Source organism: Neoroseomonas rubea (assembly GCF_016106015.1).
In the GTDB taxonomy this organism is placed as follows: Bacteria; Pseudomonadota; Alphaproteobacteria; order Acetobacterales; family Acetobacteraceae; genus Neoroseomonas; species Neoroseomonas rubea.
In genome coordinates this window covers 20,891-42,028 of sequence record NZ_JACADQ010000004.1, presented here as the reverse complement: position 1 = coordinate 42,028, position 21,138 = coordinate 20,891, and the positions used below count along the sequence as shown (strand labels likewise).

At 70.0% G+C, this 21,138-nt stretch carries 20 protein-coding genes; 7 read left to right on the top strand and 13 right to left on the bottom strand.

Annotation, left to right across the window (positions count from 1 at the left end):
• Window positions 1-6: 6 nt before the first annotated feature.
• The 4 genes from HW577_RS01270 to HW577_RS01255 all read right to left on the bottom strand — a co-directional run bounded on the left by HW577_RS01270 (window position 7) and on the right by HW577_RS01255 (window position 6,379).
• Window positions 7-3,132: an efflux RND transporter permease subunit gene (locus HW577_RS01270; RefSeq protein ID WP_198374234.1), complete on the bottom strand. Its 3,126-nt coding sequence runs from the start codon at window positions 3,130-3,132 to the stop codon at window positions 7-9.
• Window positions 3,133-3,150: 18 nt separating this feature from the next.
• Window positions 3,151-4,263 carry an efflux RND transporter periplasmic adaptor subunit gene (locus HW577_RS01265; protein ID WP_198374233.1) on the bottom strand — a complete coding sequence of 371 codons (1,113 nt, stop codon included), beginning with the start codon at window positions 4,261-4,263 and terminating at the stop codon, window positions 3,151-3,153.
• Window positions 4,264-4,337: 74 nt separating this feature from the next.
• Entirely contained in the window at window positions 4,338-5,330 is a 993-nt protein-coding gene (locus tag HW577_RS01260) for an ABC transporter ATP-binding protein (RefSeq protein WP_232474591.1), read from the bottom strand.
• Window positions 5,327-6,379: an ABC transporter ATP-binding protein gene (locus tag HW577_RS01255; protein ID WP_198374232.1), complete on the bottom strand. Its 1,053-nt coding sequence runs from the start codon at window positions 6,377-6,379 to the stop codon at window positions 5,327-5,329. The genes HW577_RS01260 and HW577_RS01255 overlap by 4 nt, the downstream gene beginning before the upstream one ends.
• 164 nt (window positions 6,380-6,543) lie before the next feature.
• Here HW577_RS01255 and HW577_RS01250 point away from each other — a divergent pair, with 164 nt between their 5' ends.
• A complete protein-coding gene (locus HW577_RS01250; protein ID WP_198374231.1) occupies window positions 6,544-6,798 on the top strand; it encodes an Lrp/AsnC ligand binding domain-containing protein in 255 nt (84 codons plus the stop codon).
• A 101-nt stretch (window positions 6,799-6,899) separates the two neighbouring features.
• Entirely contained in the window at window positions 6,900-7,163 is a 264-nt protein-coding gene (locus HW577_RS01245; protein ID WP_198374230.1) for a hypothetical protein, read from the top strand.
• A 152-nt stretch (window positions 7,164-7,315) separates the two neighbouring features.
• Here HW577_RS01245 and HW577_RS01240 read toward each other — a convergent pair whose 3' ends face one another.
• The 3 genes from HW577_RS01240 to ggt are packed head-to-tail and all read right to left on the bottom strand — an operon-like array spanning window position 7,316 to window position 10,927.
• The gene (locus HW577_RS01240; protein WP_198374229.1) at window positions 7,316-8,812 is read right to left on the bottom strand and encodes an amidase; all 1,497 of its coding nucleotides are present in this window, start codon (window positions 8,810-8,812) and stop codon (window positions 7,316-7,318) included.
• Complete coding sequence (locus HW577_RS01235) at window positions 8,809-9,312, bottom strand: macro domain-containing protein (protein ID WP_198374228.1); 504 nt, start codon at window positions 9,310-9,312, stop codon at window positions 8,809-8,811. The genes HW577_RS01240 and HW577_RS01235 overlap by 4 nt, the downstream gene beginning before the upstream one ends.
• Before the next feature lie 10 nt (window positions 9,313-9,322).
• Window positions 9,323-10,927, bottom strand: coding sequence for a gamma-glutamyltransferase (gene ggt, locus HW577_RS01230; protein ID WP_198374227.1), 1,605 nt, complete (start codon window positions 10,925-10,927; stop codon window positions 9,323-9,325).
• A gap of 122 nt (window positions 10,928-11,049) precedes the next feature.
• Here ggt and HW577_RS01225 point away from each other — a divergent pair, with 122 nt between their 5' ends.
• Window positions 11,050-11,391: a tRNA-binding protein gene (locus HW577_RS01225; RefSeq protein ID WP_198374226.1), complete on the top strand. Its 342-nt coding sequence runs from the start codon at window positions 11,050-11,052 to the stop codon at window positions 11,389-11,391.
• Complete coding sequence (gene gpt / locus HW577_RS01220; RefSeq protein WP_198374225.1) at window positions 11,391-11,867, top strand: xanthine phosphoribosyltransferase; 477 nt, start codon at window positions 11,391-11,393, stop codon at window positions 11,865-11,867. The genes HW577_RS01225 and gpt overlap by 1 nt, the downstream gene beginning before the upstream one ends.
• 1 nt (window position 11,868) lies before the next feature.
• Here gpt and HW577_RS01215 read toward each other — a convergent pair whose 3' ends face one another.
• The gene (locus HW577_RS01215) at window positions 11,869-13,167 is read right to left on the bottom strand and encodes a hemolysin family protein (protein WP_198374224.1); all 1,299 of its coding nucleotides are present in this window, start codon (window positions 13,165-13,167) and stop codon (window positions 11,869-11,871) included.
• A 253-nt stretch (window positions 13,168-13,420) separates the two neighbouring features.
• Here HW577_RS01215 and HW577_RS01210 point away from each other — a divergent pair, with 253 nt between their 5' ends.
• The 3 genes from HW577_RS01210 to HW577_RS01200 all read left to right on the top strand — a co-directional run bounded on the left by HW577_RS01210 (window position 13,421) and on the right by HW577_RS01200 (window position 15,343).
• A complete protein-coding gene (locus tag HW577_RS01210; RefSeq protein ID WP_198374223.1) occupies window positions 13,421-13,720 on the top strand; it encodes a hypothetical protein in 300 nt (99 codons plus the stop codon).
• Between the two features lie 62 nt (window positions 13,721-13,782).
• A complete protein-coding gene (locus tag HW577_RS01205; protein ID WP_232474590.1) occupies window positions 13,783-14,409 on the top strand; it encodes a bifunctional 4-hydroxy-2-oxoglutarate aldolase/2-dehydro-3-deoxy-phosphogluconate aldolase in 627 nt (208 codons plus the stop codon).
• A gap of 1 nt (window position 14,410) precedes the next feature.
• Window positions 14,411-15,343, top strand: a complete 933-nt coding sequence (locus HW577_RS01200) for a sugar kinase (RefSeq protein WP_198374221.1) — start codon at window positions 14,411-14,413, stop codon at window positions 15,341-15,343.
• Window positions 15,344-15,376: 33 nt separating this feature from the next.
• Here HW577_RS01200 and HW577_RS01195 read toward each other — a convergent pair whose 3' ends face one another.
• Genes HW577_RS01195 through HW577_RS01175 form a run of 5 tightly spaced genes read right to left on the bottom strand, consistent with a single transcriptional unit; the run spans window position 15,377 to window position 21,129 of the window.
• Window positions 15,377-16,864 (bottom strand): M81 family metallopeptidase, encoded by a 1,488-nt coding sequence (locus HW577_RS01195; protein ID WP_198374220.1) that lies wholly within the window; start codon window positions 16,862-16,864, stop codon window positions 15,377-15,379.
• A gap of 2 nt (window positions 16,865-16,866) precedes the next feature.
• Window positions 16,867-17,358 (bottom strand): GNAT family N-acetyltransferase, encoded by a 492-nt coding sequence (locus HW577_RS01190; protein WP_332837307.1) that lies wholly within the window; start codon window positions 17,356-17,358, stop codon window positions 16,867-16,869.
• Between the two features lie 5 nt (window positions 17,359-17,363).
• Complete coding sequence (locus HW577_RS01185) at window positions 17,364-18,602, bottom strand: Zn-dependent hydrolase (protein WP_198374218.1); 1,239 nt, start codon at window positions 18,600-18,602, stop codon at window positions 17,364-17,366.
• Window positions 18,599-19,837: a M20 family metallo-hydrolase gene (locus HW577_RS01180; protein WP_198374217.1), complete on the bottom strand. Its 1,239-nt coding sequence runs from the start codon at window positions 19,835-19,837 to the stop codon at window positions 18,599-18,601. Before HW577_RS01180 ends, HW577_RS01185 begins: the two co-directional genes overlap by 4 nt.
• Entirely contained in the window at window positions 19,834-21,129 is a 1,296-nt protein-coding gene (locus HW577_RS01175; RefSeq protein WP_198374216.1) for an ArgE/DapE family deacylase, read from the bottom strand. The genes HW577_RS01180 and HW577_RS01175 overlap by 4 nt, the downstream gene beginning before the upstream one ends.
• Window positions 21,130-21,138: the final 9 nt, after the last annotated feature.

The following is a 21,138-nucleotide window of genomic DNA, read 5'->3' as shown; positions in this document are numbered from 1 at the left end:
TGCGCGTCACTCTGCCGGCTGGGGCCCGTGCCCGGCGCGCGGCCGGCTCTCGAGCGCGGCGAGCTTCGCCGCGATGGCGCCGATCGGCTTGGTGTAGGGCGCGAGCAGCAGGTAGAGCGCCGGCACCGCGTAGAGCGTGACGAAGGTCGAGAAGCTGATGCCCCAGACGATGACCACGCCGAGCGCCTGTCGGCTTTCCGCCCCCGCGCCCGTCGCCATGGCGAGAGGCACGGCGCCAAGCACCGTCGCGATCGAGGTCATGAGGATCGGCCGCAGCCGCACGACCGAGGCTTCCAGTACCGCATCGCGCACCGACATGCCACGGTCGCGCAACTGGTTGGCGAACTCCACCACCAGGATGCCGTTCTTCGCCATCAGGCCGATCAGCAGGATCATGCCGATCTGGCTGAAGACGTTGAGCGACTGTCCCGTCCACCAGAGGCCGAGCAGCCCGCCAGTGATGGCGAGCGGTGTCGAAAGCAGGATGATCAGGGGGTGGACGAAGCTCTCAAACTGCGCCGCCAGCACGAGGAACACGACGAGCAGCGCCATGGCGAAGGTGACATAGAGCGCGCCCGACGACTCCCGGAATTCCAGCGACTGCCCGCGGTAGGAGATTCGCGCCTCGCCCGGCAGCACCTCCCGCGCGACGCCGTCGAGGAAGGCAAGCGCATCACCGAGCGAGTAGCCCGGCGCTAGGGAGGCGGTGATGGTGATGGCGCGCACGCGGTCCTCGCGCGAAAGGGTCTGCGCGCGCGCACGCTCGGACAGCGTCACCACGTTCGATAGCGGCACAAGGCCGCCGGAGGCGGTACGAACAAAGACGTTCTGTAGGTCGTAGGGCGACAGGCGGAGTTCGTCCGGCGCCTGGAGCAGTACCTTGTACTCCTGGCCGCCGACGACGTAGGTCGTGACTTCGCGCGAGCCCATCATGGTCTCGATGGTCCGGCCGACGGCGGCAATGGAGATGCCGAGATCCGCGGCCTTCCGCCGGTCGATCTCGACGCGGACCTCCGGCTTCGTTTCCTTGAAGTTGTGATCCAGGTTGAGAAGGCGCGGATTCGTCCTCGCCCGTTCGAGGAAGACGTCGCGCCACTGAACCAATGTGTCGTAGTCGGGCCCGCCGATCACGAACTGCACGGGCGGCTGGAAGCCCCGCTGGCCGAGCGAGGGCGGGTTGAGCGCGAAGCCGCGCACGCCAGGGATCTGGGCGATGCGCGGGAAGACCTCGGCGGCGATCTCCTGCTGCTTGCGCTCGCGCTCCGCCCAGGGTGCCAGGCGGATGAAGACGTTCGCGACATTGCCAACGGCCGGGCGCTGGAAGCCGCCGACGGTCGCGAAGACCGCCACCGCTTCCCCGCTGTCGACATAGCGCTGGAGCAGGCGTTCGATCTGCATCACGTGTTCCATCGTGTAGCCGAAGGAAGCGCCCTCCGGCCCCGTCGTCGGGATGATGACGACGCCACGATCCTCGGTCGGCGCGAATTCCTTCGGCAGCGCCTGGTAGAGCAGCGCGGCGAAGGCACAGACCGCTCCGGAGGCGCCAAGCACCAGCACCGGCGCCCGCAGCGCCCGGTCGAGCGTCCAGCGCAGCGCCCCGTTCATGCCGAGGAAGAAGGGCTCGGTCACGCGCACGAGCCAGGTCTCGCCCTCATGCGGCTTGAGGAGCTTCGAGCACATCATCGGCGTCAGGGTCAGCGCGATCAGCCCCGAGAAGACCACCGATGCCGCGAGGGCCAATCCGAATTCGGTGAACAGTCGCCCCGTATTGCCGCCCATGAAGGACAACGGCACGAAGACCGCCACGAGCACGAGAGTCGTCGCGATGACCGCGAAGGCGATCTCCCGCGCGCCGAGCAGGGAGGCGAGCAGCGGATCCTCCCCTTCCTCGATCCGGCGATGGATGTTCTCCAGCACGACGATCGCGTCGTCCACGACAAGGCCGATCGCCAGCACCAGGCCGAGCAGCGTCAGCACGTTGACCGAGAAGCCGAGCGCCGCAGTCGCGATGAAGGAGGCGATGATGGAGACCGGGATCGCGACCGCCGGTATGATCGTTGCGCGCACGCTGCGCAGGAACAGGAAGATGACGCCGACCACGAGCAGCAGCGCGATCATCAGCGCGTGCTCGACCTCGTAGATCGATTGGCTGATGAAGAGGCTCTCGTCGTAGCCCGTGACCACGTCCACGCCCTCGGGCAGGGAGGGACGGATCAACTCCATCTCCGCTTTCACGCCATTCGCGACCGACAGCGTGTTGGCTGTGGACTGGCGGAGGATGCCAAGCCCGATCGCCGGGCGGCCGTTGATGCGGTACGCGCCGCGCGTGTCCTCCGCCGCGACCTCGATCCGCGCGACCTCGCCGAGCAGAACCTGCGCGCCGCTCGTGCCGCGGGTGACGACGATTTCGCGGAACTGCTCGGGCCGGCTCATGCGGCTGTCTGTTCGGACCGTCAGTTCACGCTGCTGGCTCTCGATCCGCCCGCCAGGCAGTTCGACATTCTCGCGCCGGATCGCGTCCTCGATGTCCTGGACCGTCAGGTTGCGCGCCGCAAGCGCTTGGCGGTCGAGCCAGACGCGCATGGCGAAGCGCCGCTCGCCGGAGATGATGATCTGCGCTACGCCTTCGACGATCGCAAGCCGGTCGACTATGCGCCGCCGCGCGATATCGGTCAGGTCGAGCGGCGTCAGCCTGTCCGAGGCGAGCGCGATCCAGAGGATCGGCCGGCTGTCGCCGTCCACCTTCGCGACGACCGGCGTGTCTGCCTGCTCCGGCAGGCGCGCAAGGGCACGGGCGACGCGGTCGCGCACATCGTTCGCCGCGCTGTCGACATCGCGCGTGAGGCGGAATTCCAGGGTAATCTGGCTACGCTCGTCCCGTGACTGGGACGACATGGACTTGACGCCCTCGATCCCGGCCACCGCGGCTTCGAGGATCTCGGTGATCTGGCTGTCGACCACCGGGGCCGAAGCACCGCGATAGGTGGTCGTGATCTGGATGATCGGCGGGTCGATCGCCGGATACTCGCGGATCGGCATCCGCAGGAGCGCGAAGATGCCGAGGACCGTGAGCATCAGGGAGATGACGGTCGCGAAGACCGGCCGCTTGATCGAGACGTCGGAGAGGACCATCGCCCGCCGCCCTCCCTGTCAGCTCGTCGGCCGCGTGAGCGTTTCTGTGACGCGTACGGGCAGGTCGTTGCGCAGCCGCTGGATGCCGCGCACCACGACAGGCTCGCCGGCATTCAGGCCTTCGCGCACCTCGACCTCGCCCGGCAGGCGCAGGCCGAGCCGGACTTCCTGCCGCCGCGCCCGCCCGTCCCGCACCACGAAGACGAAGGCACGGTCGCCGACCGGGTCGATCGCTTCCTCGGCGATCAGAAGCGCCTGCTCGCGCTGTTCCAGGACAAGTTCGACGGTGAGGAACAGGCCGGGGCGCAGCGCCTCGTCCGAATTGTCGAACTCGCTGATCACGCGCACCGAGCGCGTGGCCGGGTCGATGCGCGTATCGATTACCGCGACCGTGCCCAGGAACCGCCGGCTCCCATAGGCATTGCTGCGTGCCGTGACGCCGCTGCCGACGCGGATGCGCGCCAGGTGCACTTCCGGTACCGCGAACTCGACGCGCACGCGCGCGGTGTCGTCGAGCGTGGTAATCGCCGTGCCCGGCTGGATCAGCGCGCCCGGGCTGACCGCGCGCAGGCCGACGCGACCGGCGAAGGGCGCGATGACGCGCAGTTCCTCGAGCCGCGCCTCGGCCTGACGGACGCGCCCCTCGGCCTGCCGTGACAGTGCCTCCAGTGTTTCCAGCCGCTGCGCCGCGATCGTCTGGCCCGCCTGCAACTGGCGTGCGCGAACCAGCTGGTTGCGCGCGTCGTCGAGCAGCGCGCGCGCCTGATCGAGCTCGGCGCGCAGCGCCGCCGCGTCGAGTTGCACCAGCGTCTCGCCCGCGGGTACGAGCTGTCCCTCGGTGAAGCGGATCGTCTCCACGATGCCGGCCACCTTGCTCGTGATGGTCACGGCTTCCCGGGCGCGGACCGTGCCGACGCTTTCGACGCGTTCCACAACGGGCGCGACGCGCACTGGCTGCACGATCACGCCGACCGGCCCGACCGGCCCGCCACCCCTCGCCTGCTGCTGCGCCGGCTGCAGCCCGAGCAGCTGCGCCGGCGCTGGAACGCCAAGCTTGTCCGCGTAGAAATGCCATCCGGCCCCGGCACCGCCGAGCAGCGCCAGTATCGCGACCTGGGTGATCGTGCGCATCGTCAGCCCGCCGAGTTACCTAAGGCTATCTGATGCCTGCGGAGGAATTCGGCAAGCCTACGGGTCTCCAGGGCTCACGGCGCGACGGCCCGGATGCAGCGCGCCATCCGCCCGGGCCCCATGGGCCGCGCCTCCGGCACCCCCTGCTGGCAGGCCGGTTCGGCGATCGGGCAGCGCGGCGCGAAGGAACATGCCTCGGGCAGTTTCTCGAGGCTCGGCGGCGCGCCCGGGATCGTCGTCAGGCGCTTGCCGCGCATGCCGCCATGGACCGTGGCGCCGAGCAGCCCCTGCGGATAGGGATGCAGCGGCCCAGCCATGAAAGGGCCGACCGGGCCTTCCTCGACGACGCGTCCGGCGTACATGACGGCCACGCGGTCGGCGATCTCGCCCGCCACGCCCAGGTCATGGGTTACGAAAATGACACCCATGCCGAGCTTCTCCTGCAACTCGCGCAGCAGAAGCAGCACCTGGATCTGCACCGTGGCATCGAGCGCCGTGGTGGGCTCGTCCGCCAGCAGCAGCTTCGGCTTGCAGGCAAGCGCGACCGCAATCATCGCGCGCTGCCGCAAGCCGCCGGACAACTCATGCGGGTAGGCCGCGAGTCGTCGCTTCGCCGAGGGGATCTGCACAAGTTCGAGCAATTCCAGCGCCCGCGCATCCGCCGCGCTGCGCGACGCCCCTTCGTGGCGCTGCACGGCCTCGGCAATCTGTCGCCCGATGGTGAAGACCGGATCGAGCGCCGTCATCGGCTCCTGGAAGATCATCGCGACGTCGCCGCCGCGGAAATCGGCGAGTTGACGCTCGCTCATCGCCTGCACGTCGCGGCCGGCGACCTCGATGCTGCCGCCGACCTTGGCCTGCTTCGGCAGCAGCTTCATCAGGGCGCGCAGCGTGACCGACTTGCCGGAGCCGGACTCGCCCAGCAGGCACAGCACCTCCCCCTGCGCGAGGTCGAGGTCGACGCCGTTGACCGCGTGGACCGTCGTGTCGCGGTTGACGAAGCGCACGCTCAGGTCCCGCGCGCGGACCAGAGGGGCCGCGGGGTCCATCTTCAGGGCGGCGCTCATGCGGCGATCCTCGGTGCGGCGCCATGGCCGCTGCCGGGCATGACGGCGTGGCAGGCGGCCTCGTGGCCCGCGGTCAGGTGGGCGGAAGGCGGCTCGCGCTCGGCGCAGACCGCCTCGGCCATCGGGCAGCGCGTGCGGAAGCGGCAGCCGGAGGGCGGGTTGACCGGGTTCGGCGGGTCGCCCGTCAATGGCGGCTCGGTCCGCCGCTTCGACGGATCCATCGACGGCCGGGAGGCGAGCAGCGCGCGCGTGTAGGGATGCGCGGGGCGGTCGTAGATCTCCTCCACCGGCCCGGTCTCGGCCACCTTGCCGAGATACATCACCAGCACCCGGTCGCTGATGTACTGCACCACGTTCAGGTCGTGGCTGATGAAGGCGTAGGTGAGGCCGAACTTCTCCTTGAGGTCCATCAGCAGGTTCAACACCTGCGCCTCGACAGACTTGTCCAGCGCCGAGACCGGCTCGTCCAGGATCACGAGGCGCGGCTGCAAAGCGAGCGCACGGGCGATGTTGATGCGCTGGCGCTGGCCGCCGGAGAGCTCGTGCGGATAACGGCGGGCGAATTGCGCAGGCGCGAGGCCGACGGCCGCGAGCAGGTCGTGCGAGCGTTCCCGCGCCTCGGTCGGGGAGACGCCATGCACCTTCGGGGCGAAGGCGATCGTCTCCTCGATCGTCAGGCGCGGATTGAGCGAGGCATAGGAATCCTGGAACACCATCTGCACCTGGCGGCGATAGTCGCGCAGCGCGATGCCGCCCGCCTGGTCGTTTCCGCCCACGGATTCGCCATCGAAGACCATCTCCCCGGCATCCGGGTCGAGAAGGCGCATGAGCAGGCGAGCGGTGGTGGACTTGCCGCAGCCGGACTCGCCGACGATTCCAAGCGTTTCCCCCTTGCGGATGGTCAGGTCCACCCCGTCCACGGCGCGGACCACCGCCACCTGCCGGCCGAACAGGCCGCCACGGATGGGGAAATGCTTCACGAGGCCACGGACTTCGAGCAGCGGCTGGGCGGGGCCGCCGCGATCGGGCGCCTGGGTGAGCTGTGTCATGTCCTCCGGACTAGCAACCATCGTGCCGCGACCTCCCGCCCCGGCGACTCCATGGCCACCGGTATGCCTGCCCAAGCCTCGGGCGTTTCGCCCATTCCCGCGCCAGCATGCCGCGTTGCCGCCGCCCGTGCTAGGAGGGAACCGGACGGGTTGGAGGCAGGCCGATGCGGGCGATCTTCGTCATGATCAAGTGCGACATGGGCCAAGCCTACCGCGTCGCCCGCGACATGGCCGACGGGATCGAGGAGCTGTCCGAGATGCATTCCATCTCCGGCCAATACGACCTGCTCGGGAAGTTCTACCTGGAGGCCGACCGCGACATCGGCCTGTTCGTGGTCGAGAAGATCCAGACCGTGCCCGGCGTGAAGGACACCTACACGCTGCAGACCTTCAACGCCTTCTCGGGGCCGCGGGGCTGATTGTGGCGCGGCGCCACGAAGGCGCCGCGGCTTCGCCAGGGCAAGGCCCCGCGCCCGACATGGCGCAGGCGAAGAATGCAGGCGTCGGGAGGTTCCCTGCCATGCGTCTCATCCCTGCCCTTGCTCTCTCCGCCAGCCTCGCGCTCGGCGCCTGCACCAATCCGGACGGTTCGACCGACTGGGGCAGCACGCTCGCTCTCGGCGGCGGCGTCGCGGCGCTGACCGGCGTCGCGCTGCTCGCCGCCAACAACAGCGACGACCGGCGCTACCGCCGCGACTACCGCAGCCAGGGTGGCTATTACCACCAGCAGCGGCGGCACGCCGGCTACTACCGGGACCGCGGCTACCAGCGATCCTACTGGTAGGCGTCACCCTCGCCGACTGAAGAACAGACCTGCGGCCGGCGCGGCCGGCGCAGCCGGCCGAGCGCCCGAATGGGCGCCGCCGCAAGTGCGGCGAAGCCAAGCGCAGCGCCGGCGCTTGAGGGGCCGAAGGTGCAACCTTCGGCCTTCAAGTTTCAGTCCCAGCCGACCGCGCCGGGCATCTCCTTGATGGCCGGCGCGGCACGCAGCGCGGCGAGGTCCGGCGCCGGCCGGCGCAGCACCGGGTCGTGAGCGAAGGCCTCCTCGATCGCCGCCGCGACGCGCAGAACCAGCGCATCGCCTCCGCGCGGTCCCACGATCTGCAGCCCGAAGGGCATGCCGAGCCGGTCCAGCCCCATCGGCAGCGAAATTGCCGGATGGCCGCAGAGCGTCGGGTAATAGGCGCAGGCGAGCCAGTGGAAGTAGGTCCGCGTCGGCTTGCCGTCGATCTCGGCCGGGTAGAGTTCCTTCCACGGCCGTGGGGAAATTGTGATCGCGGGCGTGATCAGCACGTCGTGCCGGGCGAAGAAATGCTGCCACGCACGGTACATGCGCGTCTGCGCCTGGGTCGCGTGCGCCGCGTCCTCGAGCGTGTAGCGCAGCCCTTCCTCGACATTGGCGCGGACATTCGGGCCTACATCCTGCGGGCGGGTGCGGACCTTCTCCAGATGCGCGGAGAGGAAGCCCATGGCGCGCAGCACCTCGAAGGCCTCGTCGCCGCCGCGGCAATCGGGGTCCGCCTCCTCCGCCACGCCGAACAGCTTCGCCACCGCCTGGGCGCGGCCTGCGAAGACCTCCCGGATATGCTTTTCGACCGGCGCCTGGCCGAAATCGGCGCTGACCGCGAGCCGCAGCGAGGCGAGGTCGATCGGCTTCAGCGGATGGTAGCGATCGGGCACGCCGCGCACCGCTTCACCGGGCAGCGTGTAGGCAAGCGGGTCCATCGCATCATCCGACGCCATGGCCGAGAACAGCAGCGCGGTGTCAGGCACGCTGCGCGCCATCGGTCCCAGCACCGGCAGGCCGGACCACCCATGGCCGCGCTTTTCCGAGGGCACCACGCCCGGCGAGGGCCGGTAGCCCACGATGCCGTTGAAGGCCGCCGGGTTACGGAGGGAGCCGCCCGTGTCGGAGCCGGAGCAGATCGGCGCCATGCCGCAGGCAAGCGCAACGCCCGACCCGCCGGAAGACCCGGCCGCGGACTTGGTCGGGTCGAAGGGATTGCCCGTCACGCCATAGACGGCGTTGCGCGTGTTCGCGCCGGCGCCGAATTCCGGCGTGTTCGTCTTGCCCATCACGATCGCGCCTGCGCGGCGAAGGTTCGCGACCATCCCGCAATCGGCTTCCGGGACAAAGTCCTTGTAGATCGGGCTGCCATAGGTGGTGACGAGGGCCTTCGTCTCCTCCAGGTCCTTGATGCCGACCGGAAGGCCGTGCAGGGCGCCGAGCGCCTCGCCCTTCATTACGGCCGCTTCCGCCGCCTTGGCGCCCGCGCGGGCCGCCGCCTCGTCCAGCGCGACCATGGCGTTGACGGCGTGGTTCACCTCGCCGATCCGCTTCAGGCAGGAGTCGAGCAGCTCCACCGGCGAGAGGGCACGGCGCCCGATCAGGCGGCGGGCCTCGACGGCCGAGAGGTCGCAGGGTTCGGTCATGCGCCGAGTTCCTTTTCGTAAGCATCGCGCGTGCGCTGGTCGAAGCAGGCGAAGGTGACGTCGAGGTCGCCGTCGTCCGAAGTTTCCCCCCGCATCGTCGCGACCGCAATCCGGGTCGCGTCCTGCAAGGGGTAGCCGAAGGTGCCTGTGGAGATGGCGGGGAAGGCGATGGACCGGTCGCCCGCCGCGCGGAGCAGCGCGAGGCTGTTCCGATAGCACGCGGCCAGGAGCGCCGGCTCACCCGCCCCACCGCCGCGCCACACCGGCCCGACGGCGTGGATGACGTGCCGCGCCTTGAGCGCGAAGCCCGGGGTGATCCGGGCCTCCCCCGTCGGGCAGGGCGCGAGCGGCCGGCAGGCCTCGATCAGCCGGTCCGCCCCCGCGGCGCGGAAGATCGCGCCGCAGACGCCGCCGCCCATCGCCAGGCGTTCATTCGCCGCGTTCACGATCGCGTCGACATCGAGCGTCGTAATGTCGACGACGATGGCGCGCAGCGCCATGCCCGGTGCCTCAGTAGCCGAGGGCGCAGCCATCCTTGCGCGGGTCGGAACCGCCGACGAGGCAGCCCTTCTCCCGGTCGATGAAGATGGCCTGGCCGCCGCCATGCGGCTTGTCGATCAGTTCGCAGGTATGGCCGAGCCGGTTCAGGCGATCGACCACGCTGCCGGGAATGCCGCGTTCCACCTGCACCTTGCCGTCCTGCGGCATCAGGCGCGGATGGTCGATCGCCTGCTGCACGTCGAGGCCGAACTCGAAATGGTTGGTCAGGAACAGGGTCTGGCCGGTCGGCTGGAAGCGCCCGCCCATGACGCCATAGGGCATGATGGCCTGGCCGTCCTTCATCACCATGCCGGGGATGATGGTGTGCAGCGGCCGCTTATTCGGCGCGATGCAGTTCGGATGACCTTCCTGCAGGCGGAAACCGAAGCCGCGGTTCTGCAGCATCACCCCGGCCTTCTCGGCGAGGATGCCGGAGCCGAAGCCCTCGAACAGCGAGTTGATGAAGGAACAGGCATTGCCGTCCTTGTCCACGACACACAGGTAGACCGTGTCCTTGTGCCGGGCGAAGTCGCTCTCGCCGGCCGGCGGCAGTTCGGCCATCGCGGCCTCGTCGCGGATGATCCCGGCGAGCCGGCCGAGATACTCGTCCGACAGCAGCTTCGCGACCGGCACGTCAACCATGGAGGGGTCGGCGAGGAAGGCGTCGCGGTCGCGGTAGACGAGGCGCGCGGCCTCGATGTGGCGATGGTAGCGCTCGGCGCTCCAGGGCCCCTGCTCCGGCGTCGCCTTCTTGCCGAGGATGCCGAGGATCTGGAGCACATGCATGCCGACGCCGTTCGGCGGGCACTGGAAGACCTGCATGCCGCGCCAGTCGATCGAGATCGGCTCGACGAACTCCGCGACATCGGCGCCGCGGGCGAAGTCCTCCTCGGTATGCGTGCCGCCGGCGGCGCGCAGCGTCGCGACGATGTCGGCCGCGACCTCGCCCTCATAGAAGGCCTTCTTGCCACGCGCGGCGATGGCCCGCAGCGTGCGGGCCAGTTCCGGCTGCACGAAGCGGCTGCCGAGCGTCGGCGCCTCGCCACCCTTGAGGAAGCGCCGGGCCGAGGCCTCGTGCTTCATCAGCTTGCCGACCGAGCCCTGCCAGTCAGTCGCCACGCGCGGGGAGACGGCGAAGCCTTCCTCGGCATAGCGGATCGCGGGCTGGAGGATCGCGTCGAGGCCGAGCCGCCCATGGGTGCGGTTGAGCAGTTCCCAGGCGCTGATGGCCCCCGGCACGGTGACCGAATGCGCGGAGGTGTTGACCATCGCCGTCAGCCCCGCGGCGCGCAGCGCCTCGGGCGTCGCACCGGCGGGCGCGCGGCCCGAGCCGTTCAGCGCGATCACCTGCGAGGATCCTGCCGGGACGTACAGACAAAAACAGTCGCCGCCGATGCCGGTGCTGTGCGGCTCGATCACGCATTGCACGGCGCAGGCCGCGATGGCGGCGTCCAGCGCATTGCCCCCGGCGCGCAGGATGTCGAGCGCGGCGAGCGTCGCCTGAGGCATGGAGGTGGCGGCCATGCCATTCGTGCCATAGGCGGGGCTGCGGCCGGGCAGGTGGAAGTCACGCATCTTGAATGAGTCCGTTTCCTGGGAATTGCGCACCTCATGCATCGGGACGCCCGGCAGGGAAAGCCCCGCTTGGCGCGGGTCAGCCCTTCGCATCGGAAGCGACCCGGTCTAAGGGGGGCGCCATGAGCGGCACCGCGACCATCGAGGATTTCGACCGGATCGACATCCGGGCCGGCACCATCGTCGATGCCCAGCCCTTCCCAGAGGCCCGCAAGCCATCGATCCGCCTCTGGATCGATTTCGGCGGCAGCCTCGGCGTGAAGCGCTCCTCCGCCCAGATCACGGCGCATTACGCACCGGACCGGCTGATCGGGCGGCAGGTGATGGCGGTGGTGAACTTCCCGCCGCGGAAGATCGCCGGCTTCGAGAGCGAGGTGCTCGTCCTCGGCGTGCCGGACGAGAACGGGGCGGTGGTGCTACTGAAGCCCGACCTCAGGGTGCCCGACGGGGGGAAGATGTTCTGATGGCGCAGAGATACTACACGGTCAGCTGGGACCAGTTGCACCGGGACAGCAAGGCGCTCGCCTGGCGGCTGCTGGAAAAGGGCCCCTATCGCGGCATCGTCGCGATCACCCGTGGCGGGCTCATTCCCGCCGCCATCATCGCGCGGGAACTCGACTGCCGGCTGATCGAGAGTGTTTCCATCGTCACCTATGACGAGGAGAAGCGCGGCGCGCCACGCGTCGCCAAGCCCCCGGTCGCGGCGGGCGACGGCGAGGGCTGGCTGATCCTGGACGACCTGGTGGACACGGGCACCACGGCGCGTGTCATCCGCGCCCTGCTGCCGAAGGCGCATTTCGCAACGGTCTACGCCAAGCCCGCGGGCAAGCCGACCGTGGACACCTTCATCACGGAAGTGTCCCAGGACACCTGGATCCTGTTCCCCTGGGACACGGAGCCGCAATTCGTCGCACCCATCGTGAAAAGCGCCGGCAAGTAGGTCAGGAGGCCGCTTCCTCCCGGCTGGCCATCACCTTGTCGACGCGGCGCCCATCCATGTCGACGATCTCGAAGCGCCAGCCGGCCCAGACGATGCGGTCGCCCTCCTTCGGCACGCGCTGCAGCAGGGCGAGCATCAGCCCCGCGACCGTGTGGTAGGTGCCCGCGGCGGGCAGTTCCGGCAGTTCAAGCCGCGCGCGCAGCTCATCCGACGGCATGGAGCCATCGAGCAGCAGGGATCCGTCGTGCCGCTCGACCGCAACGCCGGCCTCCATGTGCTCGGCCACGCCGAGTTCCCCGACGATCGCCTCCAGCAAATCCGAGGCCGTGACCACACCTTCGAAGGACCCGTACTCGTCCATCACCAGCGCCATGCCGAGACGGTCGCCGCGGAGCCTCTCCAGCGCATCGAGCGCGGAGAGCGTGTCCGGCAGCACCAAGGGCTGGCGCGTCGCGCTGGCAAGCGACATGGGCTCGCCGGCCAGCATCTGGTCGAGCAGGTCCTTGGCCACGACCACGCCGACCACATTGTCGACGCGGCCGTCGGCAACGATGAAACGCGTCATTTCGCTGCCGCGCAGGGCCTTCGCGATCTCCTCCGCCGTGTCGGAACGGTCGAGCCAGGCGAGATCGTTGCGTGGCGTCATCAGCGCGCGCACGGGCTTGTCGGCCAGGCGCAGCACGCGCTCGATCATGTGCCGTTCCTCGGTCTCGAGCGCGCCGGCCTGGGCGCCCTCGGCGACGACCGCCTTCACCTCCTCTTCCGTCACCGACTGCTCGGGCGGCGGCGGCGGGCCGAACAGGCCCAGCACGAGCGCAGAGGATTTTCCGAGCACCCAGACGACCGGGGCGGAGTAGCGCGCGAGCGCGGCGAGCGGGCGGGAGACGAGGATGGCGACGCGTTCGGGGTTGCGCAGCGCCACCTGCTTCGGAACCAGTTCGCCCAGGATGAGGCTGAGATAGGTGATCAGAACGACCACGATCGCGAAGGCGATCTCGTCGCCATAGGGGGCGACGCCGGGGATCGCATCGAAGACCGCGCCCAGGGTCGTCGCGAGCGTCGCGCCGCCATAGGCGCCGGCGAAGATGCCGACCATGGTAATGCCGACCTGCACCGTCGGCAGGAAGCGCTGCGGGTCCTCGGCCAGCGCGATCGCGGCCTCCGCGCCCAGGCTGCCGCGCCGCTGGAGAGCGAGCAGGCGCGACCGCCGCGCCGAGACGATGGCCAGTTCGCTCATTGCGAAGACGCCGTTGAGCAGGACGAGCAGGATGATGAAGCCGATCTCGAGGGCGATGCCCATGATGCGTGGAACCTCCGCGGCGGCTTGTAGACGAGGCCGGGGCGCAAACGAAGCCGCGACGCGGCTTGCGGCACGGACGGGGGGGGCGCGATACTTGCTCCGCGCCTTATGCGTTACCCCGCGCGGCAACGCGTAACTGGCCCGGGGATCGATTCGCGGAATTTCGCGACAATCTACGGATTAAGAGACAATTTACACTCGCCTCGGTCGCGAAAGTGGGTTAATGGTCCATTAACGCCCTGAGCGAGGTCCCATGTCCGCTACCGACACCGCCCTTCCCTCAACGCCCCAGGCGGCGATCTCGATGTTCCCGCAGCGCCCGGAGGACCGCCTCCGCCTCGCGCTGCGCCGCCTGGACGAGGCGATCGGCGAGCAGTCCCAGGCCACCGCCGGGCTGCGCAGCGCCATCGGCGACCTCTCCCGCACCATGGCCAAGCTTGGCCAGAGCGTGAACGGCTACCGCAACGCGCTCGACACCACCGCCATCGAGATCGAGAAGGCGCTCGCCTCCGCCCGTCGCCTGCAGGCGACGGCCGACCGGATGGTTGTCTAGCACCTTCCCGCTTGCCGGCGGCCCCCGCCGGCCGAAACATGGCGCGCATCCGAGGACGCGCCATGCATGACCTGATTCCCCGCCTGCGCCAGGCCCGCATCATTCCCGTGGTGCGCGCAAGCACCGCCGCCCGCGCCGCGACCGCGGTCGCCTGGTTGCAGGAAGCCGGGCTTCGTATCTTCGAAATCACCATGACCGTTCCCGAAGCGCCGGCGCTGATCCGCGCGCTGGCCGCCGACCCCGACCTGCTGGTCGGCGCCGGCACCGTGCCGGATGCGCGGACAGCGGAGGCCTGCCTCGAGGCCGGCGCACGCTTCATCGTCGCGCCCTGGGTGGATGCCTCGCTCGCCGAACCCTGCCGCGACGCCGGCGCCTGCCTCATGCTCGGCGCGCTGACGCCGACCGAGGTGCGAGCCGCGCTCGCAGCAGGGGCGGATGTGGTGAAGATCTTCCCGGCAAGTTCCGCCGGCGGACCCGCGCACATCAAGGCGCTGCGCGCGGTGTTCCCCGACATTGCCTTCTGCCCGACCGGCGGCGTCGATGCACGCAACGCGCCGGACTACCTTGCCGCCGGCGCCGCCTTCGTCGGCATCGGCGGGAAACTCGTGGACGAAGCCCTTATCGCGGCCGGCGACCGCGCCGCCATCACCCGCGCGGCCGAGGACGCGCTCGGCATCATGCGGGCCTGAGATGCCCGACCTTCTCTGCATGGGCGAACCGATGCTGGAGTTCAACCAGCAGAAGCCCGGCACGGATGGCCGCGTGCTGTACCTGGAAGGCCATGGCGGGGACACATCCAACGCCGCCATCGCCGCGGCGCGCTCCGGCGCCTCAGTCGGCTACGTGACCGCCATCGGGCAGGACGGGCCGGGAGAGTCCTTCATGGCGCTCTGGGCCCGGGAAGGCATCGACACCGAGACCGTGATCCGCCGCGCCGATGCGCCGACCGGCATCTACTTCGTCACCCATGAAGCGCGCGGCCACAACTTCACCTTCTACCGCACCGGCAGCGCCGCCGCGCGCTACCGGCCTGAGGAGGTGCCGGAGGGCGCGATCCGCGCCGCGCGCGTGCTGCACGTCTCGGGCATCAGCCAGGCGATCTCGGACAGCGCCTGCGACGCGGTCTTCCGCGCCATCGCCGTCGCGAGGGATGCCGGTGCGCGCGTCTCCTACGACACGAATCTCAGGCTGCGCCTCTGGCCCGCCGCGCGGGCGGCGGCCGTGATCCACGCCGCGATCGGCATGGCCGACATCGCCCTTCCCTCGCTCGACGACGCCACGGTGCTGACCGGCCTGTCCGACCCGGACAGGGTCGCGGATTTCTACCTCCGCCTCTGTCCGCTGGTGCTGCTGAAATGCGGCGCGGCGGGGTGCATCGTCGCGACGCGGGACGGGCGGACGCGCATCGCGCCACATGCCGTCGCAGCAGTGGACGCGACCGGTGCGGGGGACGCATTCGCCGGCGCCTTCCTCGCCAGGACGCTCGCCGGCGACGAGCCCATCATGGCGGCGCGCTATGCCAATGCCGCGGCCGCTCTCTCCACCACGGGCTACGGCGCCGTCGCGCCCATCCCCCGCGTGGCAGCGGTCCGCGCCCTGCTCAGCCAGGCAAGGGATAGCTGATCGCCGAGGCCGGCAGCGTTAGGCGCGCCCGCATCATCGATTCGCGCCGGGCCTCAGCCGCAGCCCAGGCCGCACATTCGTGAAAGGCAGCACCGCCGGGTCCGCCACCACGGGGCCGGGCGCGGCGACCACGATCACCTCCTGCGCGATGGGCTGGAAGTCGGCGCGGAAATGCACGCTCGACTTCACCGCGACGATGCGCTGCTCGGCGGGCTCCACGCCGATGAAGCGGAACAGCGCCTGGTCGTGCCCCTGCATCTTCCGCGTCACGACGATGACGCGCACGCCGGGTGCAACGCGGATCAGCGCGGAGGGGCCGAGATCGGCGGGATTGCCCTTGCCCATCGGGCCGGTCAGCGTGAAACGGCCATCCGACAGCCGTTCGACGGTGGCGGTGACGCGCAGCGGCGCGCCGTCGCTCTTGCCGCCGAGGTCGAGGGTGATGGTCGCCCCCTCCCCCGCCGCATGGCAGGCAGCGGCGGCTTCGGCGTCGTTCATGGGCGCGAGCACGGCGCCCTGCGCGCCCTGGCGGATCAGTTCCGCGAGCAGTCCCGTCGTGTCCCCATGCCCGCCGCCGCCGGGATTGTCCTGCGTGTCGGCGAGCACGACGGGGCCGCTGCCCGCGCCTTCCATGGCGCGGCGCACGCCTTCCGCCGCCTCCACCACGCCGAGGGCGAATTCCGGCTCCTTCGCGGTGATGAAGCGCGCGAGCGCATCGGCCGCCTGCGCGGCCTGCTCGTCTGTGTCCGCGAAGGATGCGATCGCCATGCCGCAGCCAGGGAAATCGGCGTAGGGAAAGCCGAAGCAGAAGCCGAGTTCCCAGACGCCGGCCGCTTCCGCGAGCCGCGCGCGCTCGGCCATCACCTCGGCCATGGGCGCCACCATGGTGCATTGGCCAGGCAGCGGGGTCCAGAAATCGAGTTCGCGGAACGCCTTCGCCGGGCGCCGCTTCTCCCGGATCATGCGCAGCAGCAGGCGCGTCGCCTGGGCGCCGGCGGGCTTCATGTCGATGTGCGGATAGGTGCGGAAGGGCACCAGCACATCCGCGTATCGCACCATGGCCACGGTCTTGTTTGCGTGCGGGTCGAGGCTCGCTGCGATCGGCACATCCGGGCCCACCACGGCGCGCACGCGGCGCAGCACTTCCCCTTCCGCATCGTCGAAGCCGACCGCGACCATCGCGCCGTGCAGGTCGAGATAGACGCCATCGAGGGGGCCGTCCTCCAGCGCATCCGACAGCGCGGCCACAAGCAGCGCCGCGATGCGCTCGAACGCCTCCGCCGTGACGGGGCCGGCCGGATTAGCGAATCCCCAGGCGAGCGGGGCGATCGCGATGCCTTCCTGCTCTGCCACCATGATGGCGCCAGCGGCGGGGCAGGAGGTCGGGCGCAGTACGCCGAGCAGCGTCGCGGACTTCTGCAGGGGTGGGAAGCCGCCGGGCTTGACGAATTCGCCCCAGCCGGTCGGAAGTGGCGCGAAGGAATGGCTTTCGTGGAGAAAGCCGCCGATGGCGATGCGCATCGTCAGAATCCCATGTCGTGACGATAGATGTCGAGGATGCGCGGCGGCACGCTGGCGCTGCCTTCGCGCTCGGCGCCGAGCCGCAACGCCACCTTCACCGAAGCGCCGTTGGCTGGCTCGATGCAACTGACGAGGCGCGTGAAGCCAAGCTCGTCGCGCGCATGGCGCCGCACGCGTCGTGCCGCCTCGGTGGCGAAGCCGCGCCCCTGATGGGCGGGAAAGACCGTCCAGTGGATCTCCGGCTCGGGCCAGCCTTCGGGATACCAGAGACCGGCCTGGCCGATGAAGGCGCCGCTCGCGCTTTCCTCGATCGCCCAGATCCCGTAACCTCGCAGCACACGGTGGCCGCTGTACATCGCCATACGGCGCCAGGCGTCGTTACGGCCGCACGGCCCGCCCACGAAGCGCGACGCCTCGCTCGCCCAGAACGCCGCATAGGGCTCGAGATCGTCGGCGCGGAATTCGCGCAGCGTCAGGCGCTCGCTTTCCAGCACCGGGGTCAACGCGCCGTCTCCAGCACCGCATCCGCCAGGACGCGCAGCCCAGCTTCCGCCCATTCCGGCGTGATGCTCTCGGCCTCGTTGTGGCTGATGCCGCCATGGCAAGGGCAGAAGATCATCGCCGCCGGCACGCGGCGCGCGACATAGACCGCGTCGTGGCCGATTCCAGTCGGCATGTCCATGTGCGGAATTCCGAGGCGCTGCGCCGCATCGCGCACGCGCCCGACCAGCGTCGCGTCGAAGGGCGTCAGCGGCGCGTGCCAGAATTCCTCGACCGCGATGCGCACGCCGCGCGCGGCCGCGATGGCAGTGGCGCGGGCGCGGATCTCCTCCCCCATGCGCGCGAGCATCGCCGGGTCGCCATGGCGCGTGTCGATGCTGAACCAGATGCGGGAGGGGCAGATGTTGCGGCTGTCGGGATAGACCGTGAGCCGGCCGACCGTCGCGCGGCCGGGCTCTCCGGTCGCGCTGACGGCGGCAAGCGCGATCTCCTCGACCGCTGCGATCAAGGGTGCGGCCGCCATCATCGCATCGCGCCGCCCGGCCATGGGGGAGCCGCCATGCGCTTCCTCGCCCTCGACCGTCACCTCGTACCAGGTCTGGCCGAGCGCATGCGTAACCACGCCCACATCAAGGCCAGCGCGTTCCAGCAGCGCGCCCTGCTCGATATGCAGTTCGAAATAGGCCTCGACGTCCTGCAGCGCCGCCGGGTCGGCCTCGCCCTGCCAGCCGATGCGGGCGAGTTCGGCACCGAACGCCTTGCCATCCGGGTCCTGCTTCGCCAGCACCTCGGCCTCTGTGAAGAGGCCCATGGCGGCGCCGCTGCCCATCATGGGGGGCGAGAAGCGCGCGCCTTCCTCGTTCGTCCAGTTGACGAGCATGAGTGGTGCGGCGGTCTCGATCCCCGCCTCATGCACCGCGCGCAGAATCTCAAGCCCTGCGAGGACGCCGAGCGGTCCGTCGAACTTTCCGCCCGTCGGCTGCGTATCCAGGTGGCTGCCGAAGGCGACCGGCTTGCGGGACGGATCGCGCCCCGGGCGCGTGAGCATCATGTTGCCGAGCCGATCGACACGCATGGTGCAGCCCGCCGCCTCCGCCCAGCGGCGCAGCAGGTGGCGGCCTTCGGAATCGAGATCGGTCAGCGTCTGGCGGTTGCAGCCGCCCTTCGGCGTGCCGCCGATCCGCGCCATCTCCATCAGGCTGTCCCAGAGCCTCGGTCCAGACAGGGGAACGTTCATGCGAGACCTCCCGCGGTTTCGATCACCGCCGGCGCGAGCGCGGCGAGTCCGGCGGCCGACCATTCCGGCGTGATGCTTTCGGCCGGGTTGTGGCTCAGCCCGCCATGGCAGGGAATGAAGAGCATGGCCGAGGGAACAACGCGACCGACATGCAGCGCATCGTGCCCGATCGGCGTCGGCAGGTCGCGATGCGCGAGCCCCGCCACCGCCGCCGCGTCCCTCAGCCGCTGCAGCAGGACAGGATCGAAGCGGACGGAGGGATAGCCGGAGACATACTCGATCATGATCGGCATCTGGCGCCGCCGCGCGATCTCCTCGCAGGCGGCGGCGAGCGTCGCGCGCATAGCCTCGAGCCCCTCCTGCTCGATGTTGCGCAGGCTCGCGACCAGGCGCACCTCGGAGGGGATGTTGCCGCGCGCATCGGGGGAGAGGGCGAGGCGCGTGGCCGAGGCGAGGCCTCGTCCCGCCGTGCCGAGCGCGATGCTCTCGAGCGTCAGGATCACCTCCGCCGCGCCGAGCAGCGCGTCGCGCCGGTCCGCCATGGCGCCGCCGATATGCCCGTCGCGCCCCGTGATGGTGATGGTGCAGTAGGCGACGCCGTAGCCATGCGTGACGATGCCGAGCGGGATGCCCTCGCGCTCCAGCACCGGGCCTTGCTCGATGTGCGCCTCGAAATACGCGCCGAAGCCCCGTGCTGCGGTGGGGTCGTCGGGGCCCTGCCAGCCGCAATCGGCAAGAGCCGCGGCGAAAGTCGTCTCGCCGAAGCGGTCGGGCGTTTCCAGCAATCGTTGCTCGCTGGCGAACCCCATCGCGACCTCGCTCGCCGCCATGGGCGGGGCGAAGCGCGCGCCTTCCTCGTTGGTCCAGTTGACGATGCCGATCGGCGCCCGCGTCCTTGCGCCAACCGCGTGCAGGGCGCGGACGATCTCGAGCCCGACCAGCACGCCATAGGCGCCGTCGTACTTGCCGCCCGTCGGCACGCTGTCGAGGTGGCTGCCGATCGCGACCGCAGGCAGTGACGTATCGGCGCCCGGATAGGTCAGCACCATCGATCCGAGCCGATCGACGGAAAGCGTGCAGCCCGCCGCGAGCGCCCAGTCGCGCAGCAGGGCCCGCGCCGCGCCGTCTTCCGGCGTCAGCGCCAGGCGGTTTACGCCGCCATCGGGCCGCGCGCCGATGCGCGCCATCTGCGCGAGGCTGTCCCAGAGCCTCGCGGCATCGAAACGCAAGTTCATGCCGCTTTCTCCAACCCGCACCATTCGGCCATGGTCAGCGCAATGGTGCGCGTGATGTCGTGCATGGAATCGAGCCCGACGCTCTCGTCGATGCCATGGATCTCCTGCGCATCAGGCCCGAAGCAGGCGACCGGCGTGTCCTGATAGAGCGTGAAGAAACGGCCGTCCGTGAGCCCGGTCGCGGGATAGTCCCGAAGGAAGCCGCCGGAAACATCCGCGAAGTTGCGCTTCGCCAGGGTCACGATCGGCGCGTTCATGTCGAAGACGCAGGGATCGGCCATGAAGCCCTTGAATTCGAGTTTCACCGTCGCGCCCTTCAGCGCCGGGTCGGCCGCCGCCTCGGCGACCAGCCGCTCGATGTCCGCCTTCGTCTGCGCGGCGGTGTAGCCCATCATCACGCCCACGCGCATGCCGATGCGCGCTCGCGTGGGCACGGAGGAATTCCATTCCCCGCCCTCGATGGTGCCGAAATTCACGTTCACCGGGTGGTTCACGCCGCGGAAGGATGCATGGATGCGCTCGGCGCGGTTCATCTCGCGCTGGTAGTCCTCGAAGCGCGCGGCGATGGCGTTGGCTGCCTTGATGGCGTTGAGGCCAGCCTGCATGTCGCGCACATGGGCCGGGCGGCCGGAGACGGTCACCCAGGCCCAGACCACGCCGACCTCGGCCGAATACATGGCAGGCAGGCCGGGGCCGGGTTCGGGGATGATAACCGCGTCGGTGCGCGGCAAGGCGAGCATGGCGGCTAGCGCGCCGTTGCCGGTGCATTCCTCCTCGATCACGGACTGCATCTGCACCTCGGCGGCAGGCTGGACGCCGGCAAGCCGCAACGCGCGGAAGGCCGTGACGTAGGAGACGATGCCCGCCTTCATGTCCCCCGCGCCGCGCCCGTACATCCGCCCGTCGCGGATGGACGGCGCGAAGGGCGGCGTTTCCCACATGTCGGCCGCGCCCTCGGGGACGACGTCCACATGCCCCTGCAAGGCGAGGCTCCGCCCCTTGCGTTCGCGCGGCGTGTGGACCGCCACGACATTGTCGCGGCCGTCATAGGAGATCAGCGGGGGCGAGAAGCCGGGATGCGCGGCGAGCGCCGCCGGGTCCGTCGGCACGCGGCGCGGCGCGAGGCCCAGCGCCTCGTAGATCCGCGTCATCTCGTTCAGCGCCGACTGCTCGTTGCCAAGCGTGGAGGGGCAGCGGACCAGCCGTTCCAGCACCCGCACGGAGTCCTCGCGCAGCGCCTCCACCGCATCCAGGATTGCGCGGCGCAGGCCGGGGTCGGTCGCATCGGTCATGTCGGATCC